Source organism: Mycobacterium sp. NAZ190054, from assembly GCF_001545925.1.
Classification (GTDB): domain Bacteria; phylum Actinomycetota; class Actinomycetes; order Mycobacteriales; family Mycobacteriaceae; genus Mycobacterium.
In genome coordinates, this window is sequence record NZ_LMVQ01000336.1 from 1 (window position 1) to 3,581 (window position 3,581).

Here is a 3,581-nt window from a genome sequence, read left to right on the forward strand (position 1 = left end):
AGGTCTGCATCGCCGAGCGCGCGGGGGTCGGAGACGAACACGACGTCGAGGTCGGGTTCCAGGCTCAGCGCGTCGACGTCGGTGAAGTTGCTGATCCGCGGCAGCCGGATGACCGCGACGCGTCGTGGGCCGCGGCGCTGCAGACCGCCGTCGCGCGCCGCAACGGCGACGCCGGCGCCATGCAGAAGCACTGGTACTCGGCGATGGAGGTGCTCGCCGAGTACTCGGTCGACGTGTTCACGGTGCTGCCGCTGGGCGAACTCTGGATCGCCGCCGCCCGGATGCGGCAGGTCGACCGCTTGCGCCACCTGCTCGACGAGGTCTTCGCGCTCCTCGGCCGGCTCGGCGACCCGATGCTGTGGACCGTGCCGCTGCACTGGGCCGGCGTTCACGCCGGCATCCTGGCCAACTCACCGGAGGCGGTGGCTCCGCACGGACAGGCGCTGACCGCCGCCGCCCCTCATTCCGAGTTCGCGCGGGCACTGGCCACCGCGGGCCGGGCCTGGCTGAAGGTGCTGGCCAACCAGGTCGAGGTCGACGAGGTCACGACCGCCGCCCGGACCCTCGCGCAGTTCGGTCACACCTGGGACGCGACCCGGCTGGCCGGACAGGCGGCCCTGCAGACCTCCGACCCGCGGATCTCGCAGGCGATGCTGCAACTCGCCCGCGACCTGAAACACACCGTGGCCGGGGAACCGGCGGCGGACCTCCCGGACGGCGAAACCGCCACGGCCGCGACGGTATCCGCAGCGCCCGCCCGACCGGCCGCGGCCCACCTGTCCGACCGCGAACGCGAGGTGGCCGAACTGCTGCTGCAGGGGCTGCCGTACCGCGACATCGGCGCGCAGTTGTTCATCTCGGCGAAGACGGTCGAGCATCACGTGGCCCGGATCCGGCGGCGCCTGGGCGCGGAATCGCGCTCCGAGTTGCTCTCGATGTTGCGCGCGCTGATGGACTCGCGCGGCGGCCGGTGACCGGCTCAGCCACGAGTTAGGACAGCCTTTGTAGCGCTGTTTCCCCGGCTGATGTAACTATGAGCAGGCACCGAGCTAAAGTTACCGATCAGTAACATACTCTGAGTTACCCGCGGGTAACAAGAAAACCGGAGGCACGCGTGGATACGCAGATGTTGATCAGGATCGTCGCCGGGGTCCTGATGATCGCCGTCGTCGGCGTGTTCGCCGTCAAGCGGGTGCTCTGGCTGACCAAGCTGATCAGGTCCGGCCAACCCCTCAGTGAGGGCAACAACCGCAAGGACAACCTCGGCAAGCGCATCACCACGCAATTCGAAGAGGTCTTCGGGCAAACCCGCCTGTTGCGCTGGTCCGTGCCCGGCATCGCGCACTTCTTCACGATGTGGGGCTTCTTCATCCTGGCCTCGGTCTACCTCGAGGCGTTCGGGCTGCTGGTCGACCACGACTTCCACATCCCGATCGTCGGCCGCTGGGACGCACTCGGCTTCCTGCAGGACTTCTTCGCGGTCGCGGTGCTGCTCGGCATCATCACGTTCGCGATCATCCGGGTGATGCAGGAGCCCAAGCAGCACGGCCGCGACTCCCGGTTCTACGGATCGCACACCGGTGGTGCCTGGCTGATCCTGTTCATGATCTTCAACGTCATCTGGACCTACGCGCTGGTGCGCGGCGCCGCCGCCGTCGTCGGCAACCTGCCCTACGGCAACGGCGCGTTCTTCTCCCAGTTCATGGGCTGGCTCATGCGTCCGCTCGGCCATACCGCCAACGAGTGGATCGAGACGATCGCGCTGCTCGGCCACATCGCCGTGATGCTGGTGTTCCTGCTGATCGTGCTGCACTCCAAGCATCTGCACATCGGCCTGGCGCCGATCAACGTGACGTTCAAGCGCATGCCCAACGGTCTGGGCCCGCTGCTCCCGGTGGAGTCCAAGGGCGAGGTCGTCGACTTCGAGGATCCCGCCGAGGATGCCGTGCTGGGCCGCGGCAAGATCGAGGACTTCACCTGGAAGGGCTACCTCGACTTCACCACGTGCACCGAGTGCGGCCGCTGCCAGTCGCAGTGCCCGGCGTGGAACACCGGCAAGCCGCTGTCGCCGAAGCTCGTGATCATGAACCTGCGCGACCATCTGTTCGCCAAGGCGCCCTACATCCTCGGCGACCAGGAGACCCCGCTGGAGAACACGCCCGAGGGCGGTCTCGGCGAGGAACTGCGCGGCGAGAAGCACAGCGAGAAGCACTCGCACGACCATGTCCCGGAGTCGGGCTTCGAGCGGATCATGGGATCGGGCCCGGAGCAGGCCACCCGTCCGCTGGTCGGCACCCTCGAGCAGGGCGGCGTGATCGACCCCGACGTGCTGTGGTCGTGCACCACGTGCGGTGCGTGCGTCGAGCAGTGCCCGGTGGACATCGAGCACATCGACCACATCGTCGACATGCGCCGCTACCAGGTGATGATGGAGTCCGAGTTCCCCGGTGAGCTCGGCGTGCTGTTCAAGAACCTGGAGACCAAGGGCAATCCGTGGGGCCAGAACTCCAAGGACCGCACCAACTGGATCGACGAGGTCGACTTCGACGTGCCGGTGTACGGCAAGGACGTCGAGTCCTTCGACGGCTACGAGTACCTGTTCTGGGTCGGCTGTGCCGGCGCCTACGAGGACCGCGCCAAGAAGACCACCAAGGCCGTCGCCGAGTTGCTCTCCGCGGCGGGGGTGAAGTTCCTGGTGCTCGGCGAGGGCGAGACCTGCAACGGCGACTCCGCCCGCCGCTCGGGCAACGAGTTCCTGTTCCAGCAGCTGGCCGCCCAGAACGTGGAGACCCTCAACGAGCTGTTCGAGGGCGTCGAGCGGGTGGACCGCAAGGTCGTCGTCACCTGCCCGCACTGCTTCAACACGCTGGGCCGTGAGTACCCGCAGGTCGGCGGCAACTACACGGTGCTGCACCACACCCAGCTGCTGAACCGGCTGGTCCGCGACAAGAAACTGGTTCCGGTCAAGTCCACCGACGGCAGCCCGAACGGGCAGGACATCACCTACCACGATCCGTGCTACCTGGGTCGGCACAACAAGGAGTACTCCGCACCGCGTGAGCTGATCGGGGCGTCGGGCGCGAAGCTGACCGAGATGCCCCGGCACGCCGACCGGGGCCTGTGCTGCGGCGCCGGCGGTGCGCGGATGTGGATGGAAGAGCACATCGGCAAGCGCGTCAACACCGAGCGCACCGAAGAGGCCATCGACACCGGGGCCTCGGCGATCGCCACCGGGTGCCCGTTCTGCCGCGTGATGATGACCGACGGCGTCGACGACGTGTCCGCGACCCGGGAGATCGAGAAGGTCGAGGTCCTCGACGTCGCGCAGCTGCTGCTCGGCTCACTGGACAAGAGCACCTTCACGCTGTCCGAAAAGGGCACGGCCGCAAAGGAAGCCGAAGAGCGCGCAGCCCGCGTCGCGGCCGAGGCGCCCGCCAAGGTCGAGGAGCCCGAAGCCGGCAGTTCGGCCTCGACGGCGGCGCGGAACGCGTCGGAGAAGCGCTGTGGGGTCTGCATTACCACGTCGATCAGGTAGCGCCGCCCGTTCAGCCGCAGCTGCGCCCGCTGCTTGTCCAGGTCGG

4 pseudogenes are annotated in these 3,581 nt (G+C 67.8%); 2 read left to right on the forward strand and 2 right to left on the reverse strand.

Annotated features, from left to right (window positions below):
- Positions 1–131 (reverse strand): annotated as a pseudogene (locus ASJ79_RS34255) (hypothetical protein); the annotation flags it as partial.
- On the opposite strand from ASJ79_RS34255, the pseudogene ASJ79_RS20980 reads away from it, so the two are divergent.
- Both ASJ79_RS20980 and ASJ79_RS20985 read left to right on the forward strand, forming a co-directional pair.
- Positions 114–974: pseudogene (locus tag ASJ79_RS20980) on the forward strand (LuxR C-terminal-related transcriptional regulator); the annotation flags it as partial. The pseudogenes ASJ79_RS34255 and ASJ79_RS20980 sit on opposite strands and share 18 nt — an antisense overlap.
- Positions 975–1,114: 140 nt before the next feature.
- Positions 1,115–3,493 (forward strand): annotated as a pseudogene (locus tag ASJ79_RS20985) ((Fe-S)-binding protein); the annotation flags it as partial.
- Here the strand turns inward: ASJ79_RS20985 and ASJ79_RS34260 are convergent.
- Positions 3,453–3,581: pseudogene (locus ASJ79_RS34260) on the reverse strand (LacI family transcriptional regulator); the annotation flags it as partial. The pseudogenes ASJ79_RS20985 and ASJ79_RS34260 sit on opposite strands and share 41 nt — an antisense overlap.